The sequence below is a fragment of the Streptomyces coffeae genome (assembly GCF_016741875.1).
GTDB classification, from domain to species: domain Bacteria; phylum Actinomycetota; class Actinomycetes; order Streptomycetales; family Streptomycetaceae; genus Streptomyces; species Streptomyces coffeae.
On the sequence record NZ_JAERRF010000001.1, the window covers coordinates 465,373 to 490,682 of the forward strand.

At 71.2% G+C, this 25,310-nt stretch carries 23 protein-coding genes; 12 read left to right on the forward strand and 11 right to left on the reverse strand.

Going from position 1 to position 25,310, the window contains the following annotated elements:
* Positions 1–6: 6 nt before the first annotated feature.
* Positions 7–1,452, reverse strand: a complete 1,446-nt coding sequence (locus tag JK363_RS02070; protein WP_372444693.1) for a D-alanyl-D-alanine carboxypeptidase family protein — start codon at positions 1,450–1,452, stop codon at positions 7–9.
* On the opposite strand from JK363_RS02070, the gene JK363_RS02075 reads away from it, so the two are divergent.
* Positions 1,451–1,702 carry an SCO4848 family membrane protein gene (locus JK363_RS02075; RefSeq protein WP_201870744.1) on the forward strand — a complete coding sequence of 84 codons (252 nt, stop codon included), beginning with the start codon at positions 1,451–1,453 and terminating at the stop codon, positions 1,700–1,702. The two genes, JK363_RS02070 and JK363_RS02075, sit on opposite strands and share 2 nt — an antisense overlap.
* 46 nt (positions 1,703–1,748) lie before the next feature.
* Positions 1,749–3,425, forward strand: a complete 1,677-nt coding sequence (locus tag JK363_RS02080) for a metallophosphoesterase (protein WP_201870745.1) — start codon at positions 1,749–1,751, stop codon at positions 3,423–3,425.
* Here JK363_RS02080 and JK363_RS02085 read toward each other — a convergent pair.
* The 7 genes from JK363_RS02085 to JK363_RS02115 all read right to left on the reverse strand — a co-directional run bounded on the left by JK363_RS02085 (position 3,391) and on the right by JK363_RS02115 (position 10,713).
* Positions 3,391–4,749 (reverse strand): VanZ family protein, encoded by a 1,359-nt coding sequence (locus JK363_RS02085; RefSeq protein ID WP_201870746.1) that lies wholly within the window; start codon positions 4,747–4,749, stop codon positions 3,391–3,393. The two genes, JK363_RS02080 and JK363_RS02085, sit on opposite strands and share 35 nt — an antisense overlap.
* Before the next feature lie 77 nt (positions 4,750–4,826).
* Positions 4,827–6,248 (reverse strand): serine/threonine kinase C-terminal domain-containing protein, encoded by a 1,422-nt coding sequence (locus JK363_RS02090; RefSeq protein WP_201870747.1) that lies wholly within the window; start codon positions 6,246–6,248, stop codon positions 4,827–4,829.
* Positions 6,249–6,537: 289 nt separating this feature from the next.
* On the reverse strand, positions 6,538–7,311 hold the full coding sequence (locus JK363_RS02095; protein WP_201870748.1) for a succinate dehydrogenase iron-sulfur subunit: 774 nt from the start codon (positions 7,309–7,311) through the stop codon (positions 6,538–6,540).
* Positions 7,311–9,065 (reverse strand): succinate dehydrogenase flavoprotein subunit, encoded by a 1,755-nt coding sequence (gene sdhA / locus JK363_RS02100; protein WP_201870749.1) that lies wholly within the window; start codon positions 9,063–9,065, stop codon positions 7,311–7,313. Before sdhA ends, JK363_RS02095 begins: the two co-directional genes overlap by 1 nt.
* A 24-nt stretch (positions 9,066–9,089) precedes the next feature.
* Positions 9,090–9,560, reverse strand: a complete 471-nt coding sequence (locus JK363_RS02105; RefSeq protein WP_201870750.1) for a succinate dehydrogenase hydrophobic membrane anchor subunit — start codon at positions 9,558–9,560, stop codon at positions 9,090–9,092.
* Between the two features lie 3 nt (positions 9,561–9,563).
* A complete protein-coding gene (sdhC, locus tag JK363_RS02110) occupies positions 9,564–9,944 on the reverse strand; it encodes a succinate dehydrogenase, cytochrome b556 subunit (RefSeq protein ID WP_201870751.1) in 381 nt (126 codons plus the stop codon).
* A gap of 157 nt (positions 9,945–10,101) precedes the next feature.
* Positions 10,102–10,713, reverse strand: a complete 612-nt coding sequence (locus JK363_RS02115; protein ID WP_372444694.1) for a 2-oxo-4-hydroxy-4-carboxy-5-ureidoimidazoline decarboxylase — start codon at positions 10,711–10,713, stop codon at positions 10,102–10,104.
* Between the two features lie 192 nt (positions 10,714–10,905).
* On the opposite strand from JK363_RS02115, the gene JK363_RS02120 reads away from it, so the two are divergent.
* The 4 genes from JK363_RS02120 to JK363_RS02135 all read left to right on the forward strand — a co-directional run bounded on the left by JK363_RS02120 (position 10,906) and on the right by JK363_RS02135 (position 15,710).
* Complete coding sequence (locus tag JK363_RS02120) at positions 10,906–12,516, forward strand: beta-N-acetylhexosaminidase (RefSeq protein WP_201870752.1); 1,611 nt, start codon at positions 10,906–10,908, stop codon at positions 12,514–12,516.
* A 426-nt stretch (positions 12,517–12,942) separates the two neighbouring features.
* The gene (locus tag JK363_RS02125) at positions 12,943–13,791 is read left to right on the forward strand and encodes a DUF4328 domain-containing protein (protein WP_236075479.1); all 849 of its coding nucleotides are present in this window, start codon (positions 12,943–12,945) and stop codon (positions 13,789–13,791) included.
* A 51-nt stretch (positions 13,792–13,842) separates the two neighbouring features.
* A complete protein-coding gene (locus tag JK363_RS02130) occupies positions 13,843–14,523 on the forward strand; it encodes an RNA polymerase sigma factor (protein ID WP_201870754.1) in 681 nt (226 codons plus the stop codon).
* Entirely contained in the window at positions 14,523–15,710 is a 1,188-nt protein-coding gene (locus JK363_RS02135) for a hypothetical protein (RefSeq protein ID WP_201870755.1), read from the forward strand. The genes JK363_RS02130 and JK363_RS02135 overlap by 1 nt, the downstream gene beginning before the upstream one ends.
* Positions 15,711–15,891: 181 nt before the next feature.
* Here the strand turns inward: JK363_RS02135 and JK363_RS02140 are convergent, their stop codons facing one another.
* Positions 15,892–16,797 carry a L,D-transpeptidase family protein gene (locus tag JK363_RS02140; RefSeq protein WP_215910397.1) on the reverse strand — a complete coding sequence of 302 codons (906 nt, stop codon included), beginning with the start codon at positions 16,795–16,797 and terminating at the stop codon, positions 15,892–15,894.
* A 144-nt stretch (positions 16,798–16,941) separates the two neighbouring features.
* On the opposite strand from JK363_RS02140, the gene JK363_RS02145 reads away from it, so the two are divergent.
* On the forward strand, positions 16,942–18,531 hold the full coding sequence (locus tag JK363_RS02145; protein ID WP_201870756.1) for an acyl-CoA mutase large subunit family protein: 1,590 nt from the start codon (positions 16,942–16,944) through the stop codon (positions 18,529–18,531).
* 111 nt (positions 18,532–18,642) lie between these two features.
* Positions 18,643–18,855 carry a hypothetical protein gene (locus JK363_RS02150; protein ID WP_201870757.1) on the forward strand — a complete coding sequence of 71 codons (213 nt, stop codon included), beginning with the start codon at positions 18,643–18,645 and terminating at the stop codon, positions 18,853–18,855.
* Between the two features lie 21 nt (positions 18,856–18,876).
* On the opposite strand, the gene JK363_RS02155 is transcribed toward JK363_RS02150, so the two are convergent.
* Positions 18,877–19,590, reverse strand: coding sequence for a B3/B4 domain-containing protein (locus tag JK363_RS02155; protein ID WP_201870758.1), 714 nt, complete (start codon positions 19,588–19,590; stop codon positions 18,877–18,879).
* 157 nt (positions 19,591–19,747) lie between these two features.
* On the opposite strand from JK363_RS02155, the gene JK363_RS02160 reads away from it, so the two are divergent.
* Entirely contained in the window at positions 19,748–21,001 is a 1,254-nt protein-coding gene (locus JK363_RS02160) for an alpha/beta hydrolase family protein (protein ID WP_201870759.1), read from the forward strand.
* 60 nt (positions 21,002–21,061) lie between these two features.
* On the opposite strand, the gene JK363_RS02165 is transcribed toward JK363_RS02160, so the two are convergent.
* Positions 21,062–21,205, reverse strand: a complete 144-nt coding sequence (locus JK363_RS02165) for an SCO1431 family membrane protein (protein WP_201870760.1) — start codon at positions 21,203–21,205, stop codon at positions 21,062–21,064.
* 182 nt (positions 21,206–21,387) lie between these two features.
* On the opposite strand from JK363_RS02165, the gene JK363_RS02170 reads away from it, so the two are divergent.
* The 3 genes from JK363_RS02170 to JK363_RS02180 all read left to right on the forward strand — a co-directional run bounded on the left by JK363_RS02170 (position 21,388) and on the right by JK363_RS02180 (position 25,307).
* Complete coding sequence (locus JK363_RS02170) at positions 21,388–22,836, forward strand: amidase (RefSeq protein ID WP_201870761.1); 1,449 nt, start codon at positions 21,388–21,390, stop codon at positions 22,834–22,836.
* Between the two features lie 66 nt (positions 22,837–22,902).
* Complete coding sequence (locus tag JK363_RS02175) at positions 22,903–23,223, forward strand: hypothetical protein (protein WP_201870762.1); 321 nt, start codon at positions 22,903–22,905, stop codon at positions 23,221–23,223.
* Positions 23,220–25,307 carry a bifunctional polysaccharide deacetylase/glycosyltransferase family 2 protein gene (locus JK363_RS02180; protein ID WP_201870763.1) on the forward strand — a complete coding sequence of 696 codons (2,088 nt, stop codon included), beginning with the start codon at positions 23,220–23,222 and terminating at the stop codon, positions 25,305–25,307. The genes JK363_RS02175 and JK363_RS02180 overlap by 4 nt, the downstream gene beginning before the upstream one ends.
* Positions 25,308–25,310 lie beyond the last annotated feature (3 nt).

Genomic DNA, 25,310 nt, shown 5'->3' on the forward strand with positions numbered 1-25,310 from the left:
CCGTGCTCAGCCGCGGCCGCGGCGCCGCACCAGCTCCGGCAGCGGCCAGCGGCGGTGCACCGCGTAGGCCACCGCGGCCAGCAGCGCCAGCGTGCCGCCCGTGATGCCGATCGCGGTCCACTTGCCCGACCCGCCGTGACCCGAGGAGACCGACGCCTGGGTGTGCTCGTCCTTCCCGTGCGCGGAGGTCCCGTCCTGGCCGGCGCCCGCCTCGCCCGGCCGGACGAGGGTGCCGACCGGATTCACCGAGTCGGCCGCCTTGAACCCCCAGTCGAAGAGCCTCGCGGTCTCCTTGTAGACCTCGTTCGGCTCGGACTTCTGCGGATTCATCACGGTGACCAGCAGCACCCGCTTGCCGCGCTGGGCGACCCCGGTGAAGGTGGAGCCCGCATGCGTCGTGTAGCCGTTCTTGACCCCGGCGATGCCCTTGTAGGTCGGGATGCCGAAGCCGGTCAGCAGCCGGTTGGTGTTCTGGATCGCGAAGCTCTCGCGGGTCTTCTTGCCTGCCCTGCCCTTCTTGAACTCCCCTGGGAACTTCGCGTTCGCCGTTGAGGCGTACTCCCGGAAGTCCGCCTTCTGGAGTCCGGAGCGAGCGAAGAGCGTGAGGTCGTACGCGCTGCTGACCTGGCCCTTCTCGTCGTAGCCGTCCGGGGTGACGACGTGGGTGTCACGGGCGTTCAGCTGGCGGGCGTGCGCCTGCATCTCCTGCACGGTCTTCGCTTTGCCGCCGTTCATCGCGGACAGCACATGCACCGCGTCGTTGCCGGAGCGCAGGAAGACGCCGAGCCACAGGTCGTGCACCGAGTAGGTGTAGTTCTCCTTGACCCCGACCAGGCTGCTGCCCTCGCCCATGCCCGCCAGGTCCGACGTCAGCACCTTGTGGGTCTGGTTCTTGGGCAGCTTGGGCAGCACGGTGTCGGCGAACAGCATCTTCAGGGTGCTCGCGGGCGGCAGCTGCCAGTGGGCGTTGTGCGCCGCCAGCACATCGCCCGACTCGGCGTCGGCCACCACCCAGGACCGCCCGCTGAGCTCCTTCGGCAGCCGCGGCGCGCCCGCCTTCGGATCCACCTGGGTGCCGGGGCGGCCGAGCTGCTTTCCGCCGATCGTGGACATCTGGGCGGGGGGCTTCACGGCATCGGGACCATCGGCGCCGCCGGAGCGTTCGTCGGCGAACGCCGGGGCGGCGGGGAGCAGGCCGGACAGCAGGAGGACGGCGGCGGCGGTCAGCGGTACGGCGGTACGGCGTCTGGCGGCCCGGGAAGCGGGGGCGGCCGTGGCGGCAGAGGGGCGCGCAGGGACAGAGGGGCGCGTGGGGGGCGTGTAGGCATATGAACATGTCGGCACGTTGGTGAACGTACCCGCCGTCGCTATCGCATGCGACCGGACCGCCGTCGTATGGGCGTCGGACCCCCGCGTGGAGGTGTCGGGGGATGTGCCCATACTGGAGACCATGAAGCTCAGCCGCCCCGTGTCCTGGTTCCTGCTCGCCTTCGGGGTCTGGAGCTGGGTCATCTGGTTCACCTTTGTCAAAAATTTGTGGAAGGACAGCAGCGGACTCGCCTTCGACGACGCCGGTGATCCCACCGCGTACTTTTGGGTGCATCTGCTGCTCGCGATCACCTCGTTTCTTTTGGGGACGGCTATCGGGGTGATCGGGTTGCGTGGTCTGCGCGCTCTGCGCAGGAAGGACACCTCGGAGTAGTCGTTCGCCAGCCGTTACGGCCGGATAAAAGGGGAGAAAACCGGGGATGGTCGTGCTCTTCGTCCTGATCGCACTGGCCGTCGTCGGACTGCTGGCCGGGGTGCACTGGTATCTGTGGCGGCGGCTGGTCCGCGACACGACGGCGCCCGGCGGGCTCGCCCGCCGGGCGGGCACGGTGGCGGCGTTCGTGCTGCCGCTGACGACGTTCGGGGCGCTGATCGCGGGACGCGCCGGAGCGCCCTTCGCGCTCCAGCGCGCGCTGGCCTGGCCCGGCTACCTGTGGCTCGCGCTGGTCCTCTATCTGACCCTCGCACTCTTGGTGGGCGAGGTTCTGCGCCCGGTCCTGCTACGCGTCGCGCCATCCGGCGGGGAGGAGGGGACCGACGGCACGTCTGCGGTGGCGGGGGCCGTTAGACCGATCGACGCACCGATCGACGCACCGATCGACGCACCGGGCGTGCCCCAAGGCCCCGGTACGTCCGGTGCCCCGGTCGTATCGGGTACGCCCGGCGCCGCTGACGGGGTGCTCAGCACCCCGGAGAGCCTCGGCACCGCCAACGTCCCCGGTGGCCCCGGAGCGTCGGATGTTCCCGGTACGCCTGGCGCCCTCACTGCCGCAGGAGCGCCCGGCGCCTCCGCCGCCCCCGGCCACCCGGGACCGTCCAGCGCGCCCGGCGCCTTCGCCGCCCCCGCCGCGTCGGAAACCCCCGCCGCTTCCGGTGGTCCTGATGTCCCGGGCCGTTCGGGGACTTCCGTCACCCCCGCCACCGCGGGAACGCCCGCCGCTCCCGGTCACCTGGGATCACCCGGCGGCGCGCCCAGCATCCCCGGCAGCCCGGAAACCCCCGCGGCCTCCGACGCCCCCACCACCCCCGGGGCGGGGGCGGCGGAGCGGGGCGGGGCGCGGCGGTTGTTTGTTGCGCGGGCGATTGCGCTCGGGGCCACTGCTGTGGCGGTGGGGACCGTGGGGTACGGGGCGGCCACCGTGTTGCGGGGGCCGCGGGTGAAGCGGGTCACCGTGCCGCTCGCCAAACTGCCGCGGCGGGCGCACGGGTTCCGGATCGCCGTGGTCAGCGATATCCACCTCGGGCCGATCCTGGGCCGCGCCCATACCCAGCGGGTCGTCGAGGCGATCAACCGCACCAACCCCGACCTCATCGCCGTCGTGGGCGATCTCGTGGACGGCAGTGTGGCGGATCTGGGGCCGGCCGCCGAGCCGTTGCGGGGGTTGCGGGCCCGGCACGGCTCGTTCTTCGTCACCGGCAACCACGAGTACTTCTCCGGCGCCCGCCAATGGGTCGATCACGTACGTGAGCTGGGCCTGCGCCCGCTGGAGAACGAGCGCACCGAACTGCCCGGCTTCGATCTCGCCGGGGTGAACGACATCGCGGGGGAGGACGAGGGCGAGGGGCCGGACTTCGGCAGGGCGCTCGGGGACCGCGACCGGTCGCGGGCCTCGGTGCTGCTGGCGCATCAGCCCGTGGTGATCCATGACGCGGTGGACCACGGTGTCGACCTCCAGCTCTCCGGCCATACGCACGGCGGGCAGATGTGGCCCGGCGATCTGGTCGCGGCGCTCGCCAACCCGACCGTCGCCGGGCTCGAGCGCTACGGCGACACCCAGCTCTACGTCACCCGTGGCGCCGGGGCCTGGGGGCCGCCGGTGCGGGTCGGGGCGCCGCCGGACGTCACGGTCGTGGAACTGGCATCGCGTCACGCGTGAGGGGAGGCGTGACGGGGAGGGGGAGCCGGGGCGGCGGACCTCCGGCCGCCTTCGCCCCCACCGCCCGCGTATCCGGCAACACCGCCCGGGTATCCGGCAACACCGCCCGGGTATCCGGCAACACCGCCCGCGTATGCGGCAACGCCGTCGTACGCACCCCCGACACCCGCTCGTGCGGGGCCAGCCCCGCCGGGTCCCGCAGGGTGCGCAGACCGTAGCGCAGGGCCAGGGCGAACGCCGTCAGGGCGATCAGGAGGTCGCTCGGGGCGATGGCGAAGGCCGCCCGGGCCACGGTCTCGGCCCCGCCCGACTGGTGGGCGGCCGTGAACAGGCCGGTCAGCTCGGTCACTCCGGGCATGGCGGACGCGGACGTCAGCACGGCCGCGGCCACCGCCATCCCTGCCAGCACCGGCAGCGCCGCGGCCCCGAGGAGGGCCGAGCGGACGGCCAGCCGTCCGAGGGGGAGCGGGCCGCCGTCGGCGGATTCCAGCCGCAGCAGCAACAGCCGCTTCCCCGGTGTCGCGCCCGTCCTCAGCGGGAGGACGATGAACCACAGCATGAACAGCCCGGCCGCCACCCACAGTTCGCCCCCCGGGTCCCCGTACGCGAGCATCTGGCCCGACACGCCCGCCACCACCAGGAACCCCGTCAGATCGACGATCAGCGCCACCAGCCGCCGCCCGAACGGCACCGGGCGGAGCGCCAGGGCCCGGCCGTCCAGGGTCTCCAGCGGGGGCAGTACGCGGATGAGCGGTCCGGCGAGCAGCCAACCGACCGCCGCGCCCGCCGTGTTGGTGAGCAGATCGTCCACGTCGAAGAGCCGGTACGGGCAGTCGTAGAGCCCCCACACCCCGGACCACTGGGTCAGCTCGAAGAACAGCGAGGACGCCAGGCCGACCGCGGTGGTGGCCCGCAGTCCGCAGCGGACGTGGTAGCGCAGGAAAACGCCGAGCGGCACCAGGAGCAGCAGATTGAGCAGGGCTCCGGCGACGGCGGGGTTCTGGAGGACCAGCGCGCCGGGGGTGACCTTGTGGTGGGCCTCCTTCCAGATGTCGGCGAAGGTGTTCCCCGGTATCGCCTGGGGCTGGGCGAAGGCGCTGAACCGTGTGCACATGTCGGCCGTCCGGCGCGGCAGCGGAACGACCGTCAGGCAGCAGGCGGTGAGCGCGTAGTAGAGGAAGCCGCACAGCGACAGCGTCCGGCCCTGCGAGATGACGCCGTGGCGCCGGTAGAGGACCACGGCGGTCGGCAGCAGTAACACCAGGGCGAGCAGCGGGAAGACTGCGGCGGCCGTCTTGATGGGCAGGAGGTGCGCTTGAGGCATGCACGGCACTATACGCGATGTGTATACACCGGGTGTATAGAGGTCCATGCCTGATCCCCGCCGAGGGGCGGCGGCGATCAGTCCTTGGAGTCCTTGGTGGAGTCCTTGGTCTCCTCAAAGGAGTTCAGGATGATGTCCAGCGCCTGCTTGTTCTCCGCCGAGTCCGCCTCGTCCGCCGGGGTCGTCCACCGGATGGAGAAACCGCGGCCGCCGCCGACGAGGAAGCCGCGGCCGACGGTGCGGAACGGATCGCCGCCGATGGCCGAGGACCAGGTCATGTCCGCCGCCTTCCAGTCGCGGTAGTCGACTCTGCGGATGTCGTCGACCCGCTGGAAGCCCGGCGAGAGCTGTTCCAGCGACGGCACCAGGCTCTTCCAGACCTCGACCGGGTCGTCGTCCTCGCGGCCCTTGCCGAAGGTGACCACCAGGTCCCGGCTGTCGTCCTCGTCCTCGGGCGCGAACTTCACATGGAAGCGCGAGCCGCTCTCCACCCGCTTCCAGCCCTTGGGCAGATCGATGGAGAACCCCTCGGCGTCGGCGGTGAAGCGGACGAATCCCGTGGGCTCGCCACCACCCCCGCCCCCGCCCGTGCCGGGCGGATCGGAAGGTGTGGCCGGATCGGTGGGATCGGCGGGCGACGACGGGGCGGCGGGCGACGACGGGGCGGTGGGCGACGGCGGGGCGGTGGGCGACGGCTTCGAGGGGGAGGGTTCGCGCGGCAGCATCGGCTGCGCCCCGTTCGGCGGGGCCGCGGAACGGGTGGGGCCGGAGGCGCGGCTGTCGCCCGCGGTCAGCGCGCCGCTCGCGGCGAGCGCCACCAGCGAGGCGACCGACACCAGGGCCAGCCCGGCCGCCAACGCCGCCCTGGGCAGGGCCTTCCGCCCCTCGCGACGGTGCCCTCTCGGCCACAGCGCCTCACAGGTGCCGTGCAGCCAGGGGATCCGCACCATGGTCCGCGCATCGGCGGGCTGGTCATGGTTCACCACCCGAGCCAGCGCCTGCCGGACCAGCGGTTCGGTCAGCCGCGCCTGGGGGTCGGTGCGCAGCAGTCCCTGGATCACCTGGGTGAGCGGCCCGGCCTTGGTTGCGTCGAGACCACTCCAGTCGGGGTGCGGCGGATGGCCCTCGACCATGACGAAGAGGATCGCGCCCAGGGACCACAGATCGGATTCGGGGGTTCCGCCGTCGCCCCGCACCTGTTCGGGGGAGGCGTACGCGGGGTCGGTGACCGGGCGGGAGGGATCCGTGCCGGTGGGGCCGAAGCCGCTGAGCACGATCTCATCGTCGGGCAGGAGCAGCAGCCGCGCCGGGTTGAGATCGCCGTGCGTCATGCCCTTGATATGGGCCGCGTCGAGGACATCGAGCAGCCTCAGCCCGATTCTGGACGCCCGGCCGGGCTCCAAACGGCCCACGCGGTCGAGGAGTTCACTCAGCGGACGGCGGTCGGTATCGGGTCGTACGGCCTGCGCCCCGTAAACGGGCTGGTCCGCGCTGGTCATGGTCTCACCCCTTGCTCCACAACACGCCCAACGGCTTTCCCACAGGAGGTACGCCCGGACTTCGGCGTCTGCTCAATGGGAGACGCGGCGAATGCGGCCCGTGTCCGGAAGGGGGCGGTCGTCCTGGGCCGGAACGGAGCGCGGACGTTCACTCCGGTTTCCCGCGGCGCGGGATGGGGCGGCCTCCAGAAAGAGACAGGCGCAGACGGAGCCCGGGAAGCGGCGAGGGCCCCGCGCTCCCTTTCCGGAGTGCGGGGCCCTCGCCGCGAACGGTGCGCGACCGTGGAGGTCAGAAGCGACGCGTGATCAGCGCGCGCTTCACCTCCTGGATGGCCTTGGTGACCTCGATACCGCGCGGGCAGGCCTCCGTGCAGTTGAAGGTGGTGCGGCAGCGCCAGACACCGTCCTTGTCGTTCAGGATCTCCAGCCGCTGCTCACCGCCCTCGTCACGCGAGTCGAAGATGAAGCGGTGCGCGTTGACGATCGCCGCCGGGCCGAAGTACTGGCCGTCGTTCCAGAACACCGGGCACGAGGAGGTGCACGCGGCGCACAGGATGCACTTGGTGGTGTCGTCGAAGCGCTCGCGGTCCTCGGCGGACTGGAGGCGCTCCCGGGTCGGCTCGTTGCCCGTCGTGATCAGGAAGGGCATCACATCGCGGTACGCCTGGAAGAACGGCTCCATGTCCACGACCAGGTCCTTGAGGACCGTGAGGCCCTTGATGGCCTCGATCGTGATGGGCTTCTCCGGGCTGATGTCCTTGATCAGCGTCTTGCAGGCCAGCCGGTTGCGGCCGTTGATCCGCATGGCGTCGGAGCCGCAGATGCCATGGGCGCAGGAACGGCGGAACGTCAGCGTGCCGTCCAGGTCCCACTTGATCTTGTGGAGACCGTCGAGGACGCGCTCCTTGGGGTCGATCTCGAACTGGAAGTCCTCCCAGACCGCCTGGTCCGAGATCTCCGGGTTGAAGCGCCGGATCCGGAAAGTGACCGTGATCAGGTGCGAGGCAGTGGCGTCGCTCGCCTCCGGAGCCTCCGCGTTCTTCTCAAGCGTGGGGGTGCTCATCAGTACTTACGCTCCATCGGCTGGTAGCGGGTCTGCACGACCGGCTTGTAGTCGAGGCGGATGGACTCCGCGCCGTCCGCGCCCACCTCGCGGTACGCCATGGTGTGACGCATGAAGTTGACGTCGTCGCGGTTCGGGTAGTCCTCGCGGTAGTGACCGCCGCGCGACTCCTTGCGGGCCAGTGCGGAGATCGCCATGACCTCGGCCAGGTCGAGCAGGTTGCCCAGCTCGATGGCCTCCAGCAGGTCGGTGTTGAACCGCTTGCCCTTGTCCTGGACGCTGCAGTTCTTGTAGCGCTCGCGGAGGTGGCCGATTTCCTCGACGGCCTCCTTGAGCGTCTGCTCGGTGCGGAAGACCATGACGTTCTTGTCCATGGTCTCCTGGAGCGCCTTGCGGATCTCGGTGACCCGCTCGGTGCCGGTGGCGTCGCGCAGGTTCTCCACCTGGTCGTGGACGAGCCCGGCCGGGTCCTCCGGCAGCTCGACGAAGTCGGCCGTGGCGGCGTACTCCGCGGCGGCGATGCCCGCGCGGCGGCCGAAGACGTTGATGTCGAGCAGCGAGTTGGTGCCCAGGCGGTTGGCGCCGTGCACGGAGACACAGGCCACCTCGCCGGCGGCGTAGAGGCCGGGGACGACGGTGTCGTTGTCCGACAGCACCTCGCCCTCGACGTTGGTGGGAATGCCGCCCATCGTGTAGTGCGCGGTCGGCTGGATCGGGATCGGGTCGGTGTACGGCTCGATGCCCAGGTAGGTGCGCGCGAACTCGGTGATGTCCGGCAGCTTGGCGTCCAGCTGCTCCGGCGGCAGGTGGGTGAGGTCCAGAAAGACGTGGTCGCCCTCGGGACCGCAGCCGCGGCCCTCGCGGATCTCGGTGTAGATGGAGCGCGAGACCACGTCACGCGAGGCGAGGTCCTTCATGACCGGCGCGTACTTCTCCATGAAGCGCTCGCCGTCCTTGTTGCGGAGGATGCCGCCCTCACCACGGGCGCCCTCCGTCAGCAGGATGCCCATCCGCCAGATGCCGGTCGGGTGGAACTGGAAGAACTCCATGTCCTCCAGCGGCAGCCCGCGCCGGTAGGCGACCGCCTGGCCGTCACCGGTGAGGGTGTGGGCGTTGGAGGTCACCTTGAAGAACTTGCCGCAGCCGCCGGAGGCGAAGACCACGGCCTTGGCCTGGAAGACGTGCAGCTCGCCGGTGGCCAGCTCATAGGCGACCACACCGGCGGTGCGCTTGACCCCGTCGACCTCGGTCATCAGCAGGTCCAGGACGTAGAACTCGTTGAAGAACTCCACGCCCTCCTTGACGCAGTTCTGGTACAGCGTCTGGAGGATCATGTGGCCGGTGCGGTCCGAGGCGTAGCAGGACCGGCGCACCGGGGCCTCGCCGTGGTTACGGCTGTGGCCGCCGAAGCGGCGCTGGTCGATGGTGCCGTCCGGGGTCCGGTTGAACGGCAGGCCCATCTTCTCCAGGTCCAGGACCGAGTCGATGGCCTCCTTCGCCAGGATCTCGGCGGCGTCCTGGTCGACCAGGTAGTCGCCACCCTTGATCGTGTCGAAGGTGTGCCACTCCCAGTTGTCCTCCTCGACGTTCGCGAGGGCGGCGGCCATACCGCCCTGGGCGGCGCCGGTGTGGGAGCGGGTCGGGTACAGCTTGGTGAGCACCGCCGTGCGGCTGCGCTTGGTCGACTCGATGGCCGCGCGCATACCGGCGCCGCCGGCGCCCACGATGACGGTGTCGTACTTGTGGATCTTCATGAGTGGATACCTCAGCCCCGGGGCCTAGCGGATGTTCGGGTCGAAGGTGAAGATCACCAGAGTGCCGAGCACGATGGTGAATCCTGCCGCCGTGTAGAGCAGCCCCTTCAGCCACAGGCGGGTGTTGTCCCGCTCCGCGTAGTCGTTGATGACCGTGCGCAGACCGTTCGCGCCATGCAGCGTGGCGAGCCAGAGCATGATCAGGTCCCATGCCTGCCAGAACGGCGAGGCCCAGCGGCCCGCCACGAAGGCGAAGCCGATCTTGGAGACGCCGCCGTCGAGGACCAGCTGGATCAGCAGGTGGCCCAGGACCAGGACGACCAGCAGGATGCCGGACAGGCGCATGAAGAGCCAGCCGTACATCTCGAAGTTGGTGCGGGTCGCCTTGGGCGTCTTACGGGTGCGGGCCCGCGGCGGCTCGATGACCGGGGCGGGGTGATCCACGTCGTACGCGCTGACCGCGTCGTTCGCGGGGGTGGTGGTCTCGGCGGACATGGGTCAGCTCCCGAACAGTTCGCGCAGGCTGTGCTGGAGGATGGGGTAGAAGGCCCCGGCCATCAGCACGACCCAGATACCGACAACGGACCACAGCATCTGGCGCTGGTACTTCGGGCCCTTCGACCAGAAGTCCACGGCGATGACGCGCAGGCCGTTGAGGGCGTGGAACAGGATGGCGGCGACGAGGCCGTACTCCATCAGGTTCACGATGGGATTCTTGTACGTCGCGACCACGTCGTCGTACGCCTCAGGGGACACACGGACAAGCGAGGTGTCCAGGACGTGTACGAACAGGAAGAAGAAGATGAGGACGCCGGTGACTCGATGAGCCACCCAGGACCACATACCTTCCCGGCCGCGATACAGCGTTCCAGCCGGCACGGAAAACCCTCCGGAAGCGGGGATTGGGGCCTGCCGGCTTCACTGTCGGTCTGGCCCGGCCGGGTACGGTCCACCGGCCCTGGCCATCGTAGCGACGTGTTGTCGGATCCTCCGCCCGGGGGTGCTCAGGTGTGATCAAAGAGGCACGGAGGTGTGATCAAAGGGGCACGTACGGCCGATCAGGGGGCCCGGAACCGCATGATTCCCGGCAAACCGGCTGCTCCCGGGTCAGCCGGGCGAGCCGCCCACGGGCGATCCGCCGCAGTTCCTCCGCGGCGTTGCTCCGCTCCGTCTCGTGCTCATTGCCGAGCCGGGTGCGGATCCCGGTGAGCAGCCGGTCCAGCATCTCGTCGGGGTTCAGGCCGTCCAGGCAGATCACAAAGGCATGGCCGAACTGGCGCTCGTACTCGGCGTGAGCGGCTCGCAGCGCGGTGTGAGCGGCGAGGGTGCCCAGGCTGTCGGCGGCCGGCAGCGGATGGCCGACCATCGCCTCGTCGGCCAATGCCTCGTCCAGATCGTCGGGGGTCAGGTCGTAGCTGGCCTCGTCCCCGGCGGCGAGCAGCGCCTCCCGATCCGGATACGGGCGGTGGGCCGCGATCAGCCGTGCCCAGCGGCGGCTGCCGCAGCATGCGAGCAGCGCCTCCTCGGCCGCCTCGGCGGTGGCGGCATTCAGCCGGTCGAGGCTGTGGACTGCGTCACGGGACCTGGACCTGGACAGCGTGGGCTCCTTGGACGCGCGTGGCTGGGGCACATGAGGCGAGCGGTTCAAGGGGGTGGCATGACATTGAGGGGATGCATGAGGGGCCTGTGCTGGGGGCGTGAGCAGTACACGCTAACGAGGTGAACAGGCCGGTGTGCCGCAGAGGGCGTAAATTCACCCGTACGGGGACGTTTTGTCGAAGGGAGTGGACGAGATGCCGAGGCGCAGGGCGGATTTCGCCTGAGGCGGGAGGTTTGCGCCATGAGGATGCCCCGGAGAGTCACCCGGGCCGGTTGCGTCCGCGGCACCGTCGCCGGTGCCGCCGCCACCTTCGTCCTCATAGCACTCGGCTGTCAGCAACCCACGCAATCCTCCCCGTCCGGTTCCCCGGCCGCCTCGCCCTCGGAGTCCCCCTCGGCCTCGGCGCCCGGCACGACGCACTCCCGCCCGCCCCGCACCATCCCCTCGGTCCGTGACTTCGCCCCCGGGACCGGATCCGGCTGGCGGCCCGGCGACAACAGCCGGGTGGTGGCCAACCTCAAGGGCCCGCTCGCCGACGAGGCCCGGATGATCGCCGACGAGCTGGACATCGAGGCCGTCTCCGGCAAGCCCCACCGCGGCGATCTCTCCCTGGCGCTGAAACACGGACAGCGCGGCGGCCGCGAGGGCTACACCCTCACCGTCAAGGACGGCAGCGCCCGGATCACCGGCGCCGACGACACCGGCGTCTTCTACGGCACCCGCACCGTGAAACAGGCGCTGCGCTCCGGCGACCGCGTCCCCGCGGGCGTGATCCACGACTGGCCCGCCCGCGCCCAGCGCGGCCTCAACCTCGACATCGCGCGCAAGTTCTACTCCGCCTCGTGGATCGAGGCACGGCTGCGCGAGATGGCCGATCTCAAGCTCAACCAGCTCGGGCTGCATTTCTCGAACGACCAGGCGTTCCGCCTCCAGAGCACCACCCACCCCGAGATCGTCGCCGAGCGGCATCTCACCAAGATCGAGGTCCGGCGGATCGTCGCCCTCGCCCAGCGGCTGCACATCACCGTCATCCCCGAGATCGACTCGCCCGGCCACCTTGGCGCGATCATCGACGCCCACCCCCAGCTCCAGCTGCGCAACGCCTCCGGGACCCGGTTCATGGGCGCCGTGGACATCTCCGATCCGGGCGCCGCGCGGATCGTGGACGAGCTGATGCGCGAGTACGCACCGCTGTTCCCCGGCCGCTACTGGCATCTGGGCGCCGATGAGTATCTGGCGCTCACCGTCAAGGACCCCCAGGCGTCGTTCCCGCAGCTGGCCGCCGCCGCCCAGCGGAAGTACGGACCCCAGGCGACGGTCCAGGACCTGGCCACCGGCTGGCTGAACGACCGGGCGGCCGTCGCGCGGTCGCTGGGCAAGCAGCCCAAGGCGTGGAACGACGGCTTCTTCGCCGGGGGTGTGGTCACCCCCGACCGGAACATCGAGGTCGAGTACTGGACGGGGCGGCTGAAGTGGCCCGCCCGGCAGCCGGAGGAGTATCTGAGCGAGGGCCGGAAGGTGGTCAATCTCAACTCCGAGTACCTCTACTACGTCCTCGGCGAGCCCAACAGCTTCTTTTACCCCACAGGCGAACGCATCTACGAACAGTGGACACCCGGGACCCTGCGCGGCACCAAGCCCGTCGCCGACAAGGAGCTGACCCGACCCGACCGGGTGCTCGGCGCGCGCTTCGCGGTCTGGTCCGACCAGCCAGGGGCACAGACCCAGGCGCAGGTCGCCCACGGCATCCGGCTGCCGCTCGCGGCGCTTGCCCAACGGCTGTGGGATCCCGGAAAGCCGCCGCTGAGCTGGGATGACTTCACCAAGCTCGCTGATCGGCTGGGCGTCTGAGACGCGGGAGGAGGAAGGACGGCCGGGGCCGCCACCCCCCACAGGAGAGGCCCCGGCCGCCGTCCAGCGTGGGCCCGCGTGGAGCCCTCACTCCCTACAGCGTCGCATGCCTCGAATACGTCACACCTGTGGTGGGGATGAAACCTCGGGTGCCCGGAGCGCGTCCGGGGGGCCCTTCGGCTCTGGACGCGACCGGGCGAATGCCCGTAACGTGCAGGTCCGCGCCGTGGGCGCGGTCAATTGCTTAACTTCGCGCGTGGCCTGGTGCGGGCCACGTCCCCAGGGGGACTCAAAATGTATCCGTGCGGGAACTGCCGCGCTGTCGCCGTCGGGCCCGACGGACGCTGCGCGGCATGTGGCACATTCCAGCAGCAGTATCAGCAGCCGCAGGCGCCCGGAGGCTACCCCGTCGCACCCGCGGCCGGAATGCCGGCCGGAGGTGTCGATCTGCGCCGTGGGCTCGCGACCACGCTCACCGTGCTGTTCAGCCTGGCGCTGCCCGCGCTGATTCTGGTGCTGGTGGGCCGGGGCGGCCAGTGGAGCGTCATCGGTGACATGCTCGACGGGGAAATGGTCACGCAGCGGGACCTGGACGACGCGGACGACTTCTTCCTCGGCACCTGGGTCATCTTTATGCTGCTCACCCTCGCGATCGCCGTGGTCTGGGCCGTCTGGTTCCGGAAGCTGCGGCTGAACGCCGAGGTCTTCGCGCCGGGCGGGCACCGCTTCAGCACCGGCTGGGCGGCCGGTGCCTGGTTCACCCCGGTGGTGAACCTGTGGTTCCCCAAGCAGATCGCCAATGACATCTGGCGCGCCAGTTCCCCTCAGGGCCCCGCCGCGGCCAACCGCGGGCTGCTCAACGCCTGGTGGGTCACCTGGATCGTCGCCATGGTCGCGAACGGCATCGGCAACATCCGCTACTCCGCCCTCCGCAACAAGGTGGAGAGTGACAACTACTCCCCTTCCCTGTCGGAGGCGAAGGACGACGTCGAGAGTCTGCATGACATCCTCGCCTTCGATATGTTCGCGGCCGTGATCCTGATGGCGGCGGCGGTCCTGGCGCTGCTGCTGGTCCGCCAGATCACCGCCATGCAGGAGCAGCGTGCGGCGCTGCCCCCGCAGGTGGCGCCGATGGGCGGTCCGGGCTATGGGGCGGGCGGCCCGTCGCCGTACGGCGTCCCGCCGCAGGGACAGCCGCCGTACGGCACCCCGCAGATGCCCCCGCCGCCGCCCGGTCAGCCGGGCCAGCAGTACCCTCCTTACGGCCACGGCTAGACCATCGCGGGCGATCGCGGACCTCAGAACCTCCGAGGGCAGGAAGTGAGCGTGCAGGGGGACGACGCGGAACTGACCGCCGCGGTGCGTGCGGCACAGGACGGGGACGAGATCGCCTTCCGGACCGTTTACCGGTCGGTACACCCTCGCCTCCTCGGCTACGTACGCACCCTGGTCGGCGATGGCGACGCGGAGGACATCACCTCGGAGGCGTGGCTCCAGATAGCTCGTGATCTGCAACGTTTCAGTGGAGACGCGGACCGCTTCCGCGGCTGGGCGGCCCGGATAGCCCGCAACCGCGCACTGGACCACATACGGATGCGCGGTCGTCGCCCGGCCATCGGCGGCGACGAGACGGAGCTGGAGACCCGGGCCTCGGAGGCGGACACCGCGGGCGAGGCGATGGAGGCCCTGGGCACCGGCCGCGCGCTCGGGCTCATCGCCCAGCTGCCGCAGGACCAGGCCGAGGCCGTGGTGCTGCGGGTGGTCCTCGGCCTCGACGCGAAGAGCGCGGCCTCGGTGCTCGGCAAGCGGCCGGGCGCCGTGCGCACCGCGGCCCACCGCGGACTGCGGAAGCTCGCTGATCTGATCGATCCCCGGGCGGGGGGTGATCCGACCACCCTCGACGGGATTCCCGTGCAACGTGAGTCGCCTGGGAAGGCAACCAACTCGGGGGTGGCGAAGTCTGCGGGTGTGACGGATTCGTGCGCGCCAACGCAGAAGGACATGTGATGGCCGAAGACAACCGCTACAGCTGGCTGGATGACAGTGCCGCGGAGCGGTTGCTTCGTGGCGAACCGGTCGTGGGGCAGCACGGCGTCCCAGTTGACCGGCACGACCAGTCGTGTGCCGAAGCGGAACGGCTGGCCGCTGTGCTCTCCGCCGTTGCCGAGGAGACCCGCCTCGCGTCCGGACCCACGGACGGCGCGCTTCCGCTTCCCGGTGAGGAGGCGGCCGTATCCGCCTTCATGGCGGCCCGTGAGAAGTTCGCCGAGGCGGCCGAAGCCGCGATGCCCGACTCCGCGCGGTCCGGCGGCGGCCTGCGTATTCTGCGTGGCGGCCGCTTCGGTGCCCGGCGGCAGCTGCGCGCGGGCATGGTGGCCGCGCTGGCGGGCTGTGCGCTCAGCGGTTTCGCGGTCGCGGCCGCGGCGGGTGTGCTGCCCACGCCGTTCAGCGGGGGCGGCGACCCGGCCCCCTCGGTGAGCATTCCGGGTGGCCCTTCCTCGGGCAGCGGTCCGGTCCGTCCGGAAATCTCCCAGGGCGGCACCACTTCCTCGCCCGGCCCGAGCGGCTCCGGCGACAACGATGCCAGCGGCCCGTCCTCCAACGGCGGCCAGGGTTCGGCCGCGCCGACTGAGGACGGCAAGGGCTGGGGCAAGGACAACGGTGACAAGCGTCACCCCACCTCTTCCCCGGGCAGCGGGCGGCACAGCGGACCGTGGGCGTTGGACGCCTGCCGCCGCTATCTGGCCGCGGAGTACGGCGAGGGCAGCGGACTGGACCGCAGATCGCTGTACAAGCTGAAGAAGTCCGCGGGCCGGTCCAGCGTCCACGGCTACTGCGCCCAGCTCCTCGCCGACAACGGCGCACAGCTGCCGCGTACCGGTTCCGACGGCAATGACGCCGGCGGTACGGACGGCAGCGCGGACGACAGCGGCGGGTCCGGTGGCAGCGGGGGCTCGGACGACGGCGGCTCCGGCGGCTCTGACGACGGCGGCTCCGGCGGCTCTGACGACGGCGGTTCCGGCGAAGGTGATCCCGGTGGCTCCGGTCAGGACGGCGGGTCCGGCAGCCACCACTCCGAACCGCCGCCTCCGACGCCATCCGCACCGGCCGAGACCTCGGCCGACGGCACGGTGACGACCGGCTCCGCGGCCCAGGAAAGTCCCGCGAAGACCGCCGATCCGACCGCCGGTTGAGCGCTCAAGGTCTTAGGTGTGACGTTTTTTTCAGGGGTGACGCTGTAAGAAACGGGCCGACTGGTCATCGGCCGCGCGGGAGCCGAGGTTCCCCCCGTACCGACGGCACCGCGCATCCGGCGCGGGCAGGGCACGTTCCCCCGGCCCTGCCCGCGCCACTCTTCTGTGGGTGACGACCGCCTCAGGGGAAGACCACGACCTTGTCTCCGGCCCTCACCTGGCCGAACACCGAGGCGATCTTCTTCTTGTCCCGGACGTTGACACACCCGTGCGAGGCACCGGCATAGCCGCGGGCGGCGAAGTCCGCCGAGTAGTGCACCGCCTGGCCGCCGCTGAAGAACATCGCGTACGGCATCGGGGTGTGGTAGATCGTCGAGACATGGTCCCGGCTCTTGAAGTTGACCTGGAACAGGCCCTCCCGGGTCGGGGTGTACTGCGAGCCGAAGCGCACGTCCATCGCCGAGACCACCCGCCCGTCGATCATCCAGGACAGGGTGCGGCTGCTCTTGCTGATGCACAGCACCCGCCCGGTCAGACAGCGGCGGTCGGGCTTGGCCGGTGGCAGGGTGGTCGGCGGATACAGCTCGTCCCGCGCGGGCGGCCGGCTCCGGGAGCACAGCGAGCTCCAGGTGCGCCGGTCGACCGAACCCGTGGCCACCAGCCCGTGGCCGCGCTGGTAGGAGAGCACCGACTCCCGGGTGACCGGGCCGTAGTACCCGGTCGGATTGCGGCCGAACAGATCCAGCTGACGCAGCCGCGCCTGTAACTCGCGCACCCGCTCACCGCTGGTGCCCACCGCGATCACCGCCGGGGCGACCCGGGGCGCGGTACCGCGCCGCGGCGCCCGGACCTCGGGCCGCGCCGGACGGGCCCGGACCGGTCTGTGCTCGGCCTTGTGCCGCGGCTTGTGGGTGAAGGTGCGGTGCGGCCGCGGGGCGTCCCGCGCGGGCGCGCTCGCACTCGTCCGGGCCTGCGGTCTGTCCTGGCTCCGTCCGTCCGCGGTCACCGACCCCGCCCTGCATCCCGCGAGCAGCGCCGCGGCCGTGGCCGTGGCGAGCGCGGTGCGGATCACCGGCCTCCGGTGCATCTCATCCCCTCAGTCCACCCGGTCCACTGATATTTCGCCCCGAATGTTTCCCGGGGCTGCCGTTCGGCGAACATCGACGCATGCTGTGAGAGAGGCCCCGTACCGGCACAAGAGCCGGTATCAGCCACCAGGAGGCGTGGACCCATGGCGCGCGAGTCGGAGTCGGGATTCCCCGTCGAGCCGGTGTACGGCCCGGACGCGCTCACCGGCCGGGATCCGGCCGAGCGGCTGGGCGAGCCCGGGGCGTACCCCTTCACCCGCGGGGTCTATCCGACGATGTACACCACCCGCCCCTGGACGATGCGCCAGTACGCGGGGTTCGGCACCGCCACCGAGTCCAACGCCCGCTACCGGCAGCTGATCGACCACGGCACCACCGGGCTCTCGGTCGCCTTCGACCTGCCGACCCAGATGGGCTACGACTCCGACGCCGATCTGGCCCACGGCGAGGTCGGCAAGGTGGGCGTGGCCATCGACTCGATCGAGGACATGCGGGTGCTGTTCGACGGGATTCCGCTGGACCGGGTCTCGACCTCGATGACCATCAACGCGCCCGCCGCGCTGCTGCTGCTCCTGTACCAACTCGTCGCCGAAGAGCAGGGGGTGACGGGCGACCGGCTGACCGGCACCATCCAGAACGACGTCCTCAAGGAGTACATCGCCCGCGGGACCTACATCTTTCCGCCCGGCCCCTCGCTGCGGCTGGTCGCCGACACCTTCAAGTACTGCACGGCCGAGCTGCCGAAGTGGAACACGATCTCGATCTCCGGCTACCACATGGCCGAGGCCGGGGCCTCGCCCGCGCAGGAGATCGCCTTCACCCTGGCCGACGGCATCGCGTATGTGCGGACGGCGGTCGCGGCGGGCATGGACATCGACGATTTCGCGCCACGGCTGTCGTTCTTCTTCGTCTCCCGCACCACCCTGCTGGAAGAGGTCGCCAAGTTCCGTGCCGCGCGCCGGATCTGGGCGCGGGTGATGCGCGAGGAATTCGGCGCCCGCGACCCCAAGTCGCAGATGCTGCGCTTCCACACCCAGACCGCGGGCGTCCAACTCACCGCCCAGCAGCCCGAGATCAATCTGGTCCGGGTCGCGGTCCAGGGGCTCGCGGCCGTCCTCGGCGGCACCCAGTCGCTGCACACCAACGCCTTCGACGAGGCCATCGCGCTGCCCACCGACAAGTCCGCCCGGCTGGCGCTGCGCACCCAGCAGGTGCTGGCGTACGAGACGGATGTGACGGCCACCGTCGACCCGTTCGCGGGCTCGTACGCCGTCGAGGCGCTGACCGACGCCGTCGAGGCCGCGGCCCTGGACCTGATGCGGCGGGTGGCGGACCGGGGCGGCGCGGTGGCCGCCATCGAACAGGGCTTCCAGAAGGAGGAGATCGAGCGCCACGCCTATCGCATCGCGCAGGAGCAGGACGCGGGTGAGCGGGTGGTGGTCGGCGTCAACCGCTTCCGGCTGGAGGAGGAAGAGCCCTATCAGCCGCTGCGGGTGGACCCGGCGATCGAGAACCGGCAGCGGGAGCGGCTGGCCGCGCTGCGCGCCGGGCGCGACGGGGAGGCGGTCCGTACGGCGCTGGCGGCACTGAAGAAGGCGGCCGAGAGCGAGCCGGGCACGGCCAATGTGCTCTATCCGATGAAGGAGGCACTGGCGGCACGGGCCACACTGGGCGAGGTGTGCGACGCGTTGCGCGAGGTGTGGGGCGTGTATGTCCCCGCTGATGCATTCTGAGCGACCCGAGGGCTCAGGGGCGTTCGGTTAGGTCATCTCGGGGAGCTTCACCCGGGAGTCCGCGCGGCAGCTCGCCCGCGACCTCGGCGGCGGGTGAGCGACACTGGGGTCATGTCTGCTCCCCGCCGCGCCTGTCCGGTCTGCACCCGAGAGATCGCGGTCGTGGGCGGGCGGTTCGCCCGCCACGATCCGCCGGGCCGCCGCTCGGACTACGAACTGGTCTCCTGCCCCGGGTCGCGGCGGATCGCACCGCTGCTCACCACCCCGCCGAAGCTGTTCGGTGCGGACGAGCCGCCGTCGCCGGGCCAGCAGTCGCTGTTCTGACCCACCGCGCGCCGCCGCGGATCAGCCGCCCGCGACCAGCCGGGAGGCGATCCGCACCCCGGGGCTGCTCTCGGCCAGGGCCTCGGACAGCTGATCACCGGCGGCCTTCAGCGCGATGTCGTCCAGCGGACCGAGCGCGTCCAGGACGAAGAAGGCCCGGGTGGTGGTGTGGGTGAGCCGGGTGCGGGTGCACTGGCGCCAGTTCCAGCGGCGGCAGGTGACGCCCGCGTCGTCCCGCCACACCACTTCGCCGGACGCGGGGTGTTCCACGGCGGCCTCGCCCCCGGCCGTGGTCTCGAAGGTCTCGTCACCGGTGGCCCGGACCAGCCGCGCGGGGCCGCGGTAGTGGTCGAGGTCCTCACCGCCCAGCGGCAGCGCATGGGCGACCGAGACCGCGTTGTAGAGGTCGGTCAGCCGGTCCACCCGGGGCAGTCCGGCGCCCACCCGCCGCAGCAGGGCCTCCGCGCCGGGCCGGGTGCGCTGCGGCTTCGCCCCGAAACCGCGGAACGCCTCCCGCCAGGCGGCGAGATGCGGATGCTCCTCCACCGGCCCGTCGCCGAACCGCTCACGGGCGGCCGACTCGGCGTCCGCCAGCAGACGTTCGCCGAGCTCGTCGCTCGGCCCGGGGCGCAGCCCCTCCGCGGTGATCAGCAGCGCGCGGTAGTCGGGGCGCAGCGTGTGGACGGCCGGGTCGATGGCGGCGGACCCCAGCCAGCCCGCTACGTCGGTGATCATGCTCTCTCCCTGCGCCTGGTGTCTGCGGATGGTCCACTATGGCATACGGCGTGGTGCACCATGCTGGACCACGGAGGCGGTACGGGGGCAGGCCCCACCCCGGGACGGTAGCCAGCACGATGGCGGCGCGGCCGGTGCGAACGGAAGTCTCTGCGGTATGGATCCCCACACCTCCGGCCGCGGGCCGGACCGCCGAGGAGTACTGGCCGCCGCGGCCTTCGCCGTCCTGGGAGCGGCGGTGGCCGCGCCCGCCGCGCGGGCCGTACCACGCAGCTCCGGCGGGCGGGCCAGGCTGACGCTGCCCGCCCCGACCGGGCCGTACGCCGTCGGCACGGTCTCCCGTCATCTCGTCGATCACCGTCGGCCCGATCCCTGGGTGACGTCCAGGCCGTCGCGCGAGCTGATGGTCTCCGTCCGCTATCCCGCCCGGGACGTCGCGGGGCATCCGCGCGCACCGCAGATGCTGCCCGGCGAGGCGGCCGGTTTCGACCGGCTGAACGCCTTCGGGGGCGTGCCGAAGGGACGCGTCGACTGGGCGGCGACCCGGACCTTCGCACATCAGGGCGCCCCGCCCGCGAGGCGCCGCGCCGCCCGGCACCCCGTGGTGCTCTACTCACCCGGCGTCGGCGATCCGCGCTCCATGGGCACCACCCTCACCGATGAACTGGCCTCGCGCGGATACGTGGTGGTCTGCATCGACCACACCTTCGACGCGTCGGCGGTCGAGTTCCCGGACGGCCGGGTGGAGACCAGCCGCCTGCCGGAGGAGTACGAGCGGGCCGAGCGCGAGGGGACGTTCGTCGAGTTGCTGAAGAAGACCTGCGCGGTGCGGGTGGCCGACACCCGCTTCGTCCTCGACCGGCTGGAGGAGCTGGTCCCGGCGGGGGCGGAGGTGTCGGGCGTCGGGATGTTCGGGCAGTCCGCGGGCGGCTTCGCGGCCGTCCAGGGGATGCACGACGACCAGCGGATCGCGGCGGCCGCGAATCTGGACGGTGTGCTGGCCTACGTCAGGAAGGACCACAACCCGGGGAATCTCTCGACGGCCGCCCGGGACGGTGTGGACCGGCCCGTGCTGCTGATGGGTATGGACGGCAACGACCACCACACGGTGCCCTCGTGGCGTGCGCTGTGGGACCACAGCACGGGCCCCCGCGCCGACCTGACGCTGCGCGGCTCGCGCCATGCGGCGTACACCGACGTCGTCGCGATGCTGCCGCAGATCATCCGGCAGCTCGGCCTGCCGGAGAAGACCCTCACCAAGGTGATCGGCACGGTCGCGCCGCACCGGGCGGTGGCCGCCGAGCGGGCCTGTGTCCGGGCGTTCTTCGACGCCTGGCTGCGGGGCCGCGACGGCGGCGAGCCGCTGCACGGTCCGTCGGCGGGGTGGCCGGAGCTGCGGTTCGTGCGCTGAAGCCGGTCGCGGGGCGCGGCGCCCGGCCGCGCCCTTCCTGGTCTCTGCGATGACCTGCGGTCAGAACAGCCCGAGCTGTACGGTGAGCATCGCGATCACGATGACGAGGGCCCAGCCCGCGATGTGCTCCTTGAGCTGGTCGTCGTCGGTGGGGCCGCCGGTGCGCCGGCGGAGGCCGATGCGGCGCGCCGCGATGTCGGTCATGCGGGTGTCCTCGCTGCTCGGAGATGATCGTGACGAACGGGATGAATCGGCCCCCCTCCGGGCCCCAGGGTGCGTGACGACCCACGCGGGGTAAAGGGGGAGTGGCCGAACTCACCCGTAGGCTCACCTGTAGGCCGTTGTAACCGTCACGCCGCTCACCGTGCGAATCGAGGAGGTCCAGGGTGACCAGCGTCATTCCCAAGGGTCTGGGCGAACAGGCCCGTGCGCTGGCCGGTGGTGAGGTGTCCTCCCGCGTCCTGGTCGAACAGTCGCTGGAGCGCATCGCCACGACGCAGAGCACCCTCAACGCCTTCCGCCGGATCCGGGCCGAGGCCGCGCTGCTGGAGGCCGAGGAGGCCGACCGGCGGCTGGCGGCGGGGGAGCGGCTGCCGCTGCTCGGGGTGCCGATCGCGATCAAGGACGACATGGATGTGGCGGGGGAGCCGACCGCCTTCGGGTGCTGTGGGGAATTCCCGGTCAAGACCGAGGACGGCGAGGCCGTACGGCGGCTGCGGGCCGCCGGGGCGGTGATCGTCGGCAAGACCAACACCCCCGAGCTGGGCCAGTGGCCGTTCACCGAGGGCCCGGCCTTCGGCGAGACCCGCAACCCCTGGAACCCCGCGCACACCCCCGGCGGCTCCTCCGGCGGGGCTGCGGCGGCCGTCGCCGCCGGTGTGGTACCCGGCGCGCTGGGCTCGGACGGAGCGGGCTCGGTCCGCATCCCCGCCGCCTGGACCCATCTGGTGGGCATCAAGCCGCAGCGCGGGCGGATCTCCACCTGGCCCGACGCCGAGTCGTTCAACGGCATCACCTGCAACGGACCGCTGGCCCGTACGGTCGCCGACGCCGCGCTGCTGCTGCACGCCGCCAGCGGCAACCACGAGAACGATCTCCACCGCCCGGAGCCGGTGGACGTACTGTCCGCGGTGGGCCGCGATCCGGGGCGGCTGCGGATCGCGCTCTCGCTCAAGCCCGCGTTCACGGGTACGCCCAAGGAGCTGGACCCGGTGGTCAGGGCCGCGGTGCTGCGGCTCGCGGAGCGGCTGGCCGCCCTCGGGCACGACGTCGTGGAGGCCGAACCGCGCTACGGGATGGTCGGGCTCGCCTTCCTGCCGCGCGCGACGGCGGGCCTCCACGAATGGGCCGCGCGCGTTCCGGATCAGACGCTGCTGGACGTACGCACCCAGGCCGCCGTCCGCCATGGACGGCTGCTGGGCGGCGGACCGCTGCGCTGGGCCCGTGCCGCGGAGGTGCGGCTGCACCGCCGGGTCGGGGCGATCTTCCACCAGCGGGGATTCGATGTGGTGCTGGCCCCGACGACCGCCACCCCGCCGCTGCGGATCGGGGCGATGTCCGGTCTCTCCGGGTGGCGCACCGACCGCGCGATGATCGCGGCCTGTCCGTACGCCTGGCCGTGGAACGTGCTGGGCTGGCCCGGGGTGAACGTACCGGCCGGGTTCGCCGACGCCGACAGCACCCTTCCGCTGGGCGCCCAGTTGCTCGGCCCGGCCAACAGTGAGCCCCGTCTCATTTCTCTGGCCGCTCAGCTCGAGGCGGACGCGCGCTGGTTCGAACACTGGCCCCCATTGGCGGGGGAATCGGCCGGACATACGGACTCGGCGGCCCCCTGAGCGCAACGGAAGAGCTTCTTCCGTTGTGGTCACGAACTCTAAAGATCATCACTACACTCCCGCCACATGGTGAAGAAGGTGACCGAGAAGCGGCGGCGCAGAAAGAAAAATGGGCAGATATTCGTCAACGCCTCCGGCGGCCGGAGGTCGCTGCTGAGGCTCGCGGCGCTGGCCGTCGGCTGTGTCTGCCTCGGTTATCTGCTGCTGCTGGTCGCGGCCCTGTCCGGGGTGATCTGGCAGGACGCGCAGGATCCCCCCAGGACCGCCGAGCGGTCCACCAACGGCAGTGCCCCGGCCACCGGGTCGTGGTCCGGCGCCGGCTCCGAGGGTGTCGGGGTGTCCGCGCCCCTTGCCACGGCCTCACCCACCGGAGGCAGCCGCTGGTGAGCCCTCGGCACGCACTCCGTCCCGCGCCGCGCGGTCACTGGCTACTGCTGATCATCGTCGTCTCCGCGGTCGCCGCCGCGCTGGTCTTCGAAGGCTGGACCACTCACGAGGTCGCGTCCGCGCAGACCCGAAAGCCCTGCACCCACCCCGTACCCAAGGCGGCCGACACCGGGGAGCCGGTGGTACGCATCGCCGATGGCACCGTGAAAACGGCCGGTATGCCGGCCCGCACCGTCGCCCTCACCTTCGACGGGGGCCCCGATCCGGTGTGGACCCCACGTCTGCTGAACCTGTTGCGCGAGCACCGCGCACACGCCACTTTCTTCGTCTCCGGCGCCCAGGTGGTCCGGCACCCGGAGCTGGTCCGGCGGATCCGTGCCGAGGGACATGAGCTCGGTTCGAACACCTACACCGGATCCGACCTGAGCTCGGCTTCGGCGCCGCGCACCCACCTGGAACTGTCACTCACCCAGACCGCGCTGTCCGGCACCACCGGCGTCACCACCAAACTCCTGCGGCTGCCGATGACCACCCAGGCGGACACGCTCTGCGGCGGCGAGTGGACCGCCGCACAGCGCGCCGCCGCACAGGGGTACCTCGTGGTCGCGGCCGACCGGCCGCTGCGGAAACCGGAGCGGGGTGTGGTCCGGCAGTTCAGCCAGACGGACACCGCCTACGGCGAGGTGAAGAAGCTCCTCAAGAACCGGAAGATCGAGAAGTTCGCCACCGTGTCCGAGGGGCTCGGTCAGGCCCCGGCCAACTCCCCAGCGTCCACGGTCGGCCGCTGGCAGGGCCAGGCGCTGATCCAGGTCCAGGGCATCGGGCACGCCTTCGTCCCCGCCATGACCTGGGTGCTCGTCATCTCCGGGGCCCTGGCCCTGGTGCGGCTGCTGATGCTCGTCGTCTTCGCGCGGACCCATGTCCGGCGCCTGCACCGCTTCCGGCCCGGCTCGCCCTGGCTACGCGAGGTCAACGAACCGGTGACGGTCCTGGTCCCCGCGTACAACGAGGAAGCGGGCATCGAGTCCACGGTGCGGTCGCTGCTCGCCTCCACCCACCGGCAGCTCCAGGTCATCGTGATCGACGACGGGTCGACGGACACCACCGCGGACCTCGCCACCTGGATCGACGACCCCCGGATCATGGTGATCCGGCAGCCCAACGCGGGCAAGGCGGCGGCCCTCAACACCGGCTTGATCCACGCGCACCACGACATCGTGGTCATGGTCGACGCCGACACGATCTTCGAACCCGAGACCATTCACCAGCTCATCCAGCCTCTTGCCCACCCCGCCATCGGCGCCGTCAGCGGCAACACCAAGGTGGGCAACCGCCGTCGGCTGCTCGGACGTTGGCAGCACCTGGAGTACGTCTTCGGGTTCAACCTCGACCGCCGGATGTACGAGGTGCTGGAGTGCATGCCGACCATTCCCGGCGCCATCGGCGCCTTCCGCCGGGACGCGCTGATGGGTGTGGGTGGCGTCAGCGAGGACACCCTCGCCGAGGACACGGACCTCACCATGGCTCTGTGGCGGGCCGGCTGGCGGGTGGTCTACGAGGAGTCCGCCATCGCCTGGACCGAGGTCCCCACCTCGCTGGGCCAGCTGTGGCGGCAGCGCTACCGCTGGTGTTACGGCACCCTCCAGGCCATGTGGAAGCACCGGCGCGCGCTGGCCGAGGTCGGCCCGGCCGGACGCTTCGCCCGCCGTGCGCTGCCCTACCTCTTCCTCTTCCAGGTCGTGCTGCCGCTGCTGGCGCCCATCGTGGACGTCTTCGCGCTCTACGGTGTGCTGTTCGCCGATCCCCTGCAGTCGGTCGGGGTGTGGTTCGCCTTCCTCGTGGTGCAGCTGCTCGGCGCCGGATACGCGCTGCGGCTGGACAAGGAGCGGCTGAGGTCGCTGTGGGCGATGCCCTTCCAGCTCTTCGTCTACCGGCAGTTGATGTATCTGGTGATCATCCAGTCCGTGGTCAGCGCCCTCTTCGGCACCCGGCTGCGCTGGCACCGCATGCAGCGCTCCGGCTCGGCGGGTGACCAGCTGACCGTCGACCCGGGCGGGCGCCACCAGAGCCTGACATCCAAGTGAGCG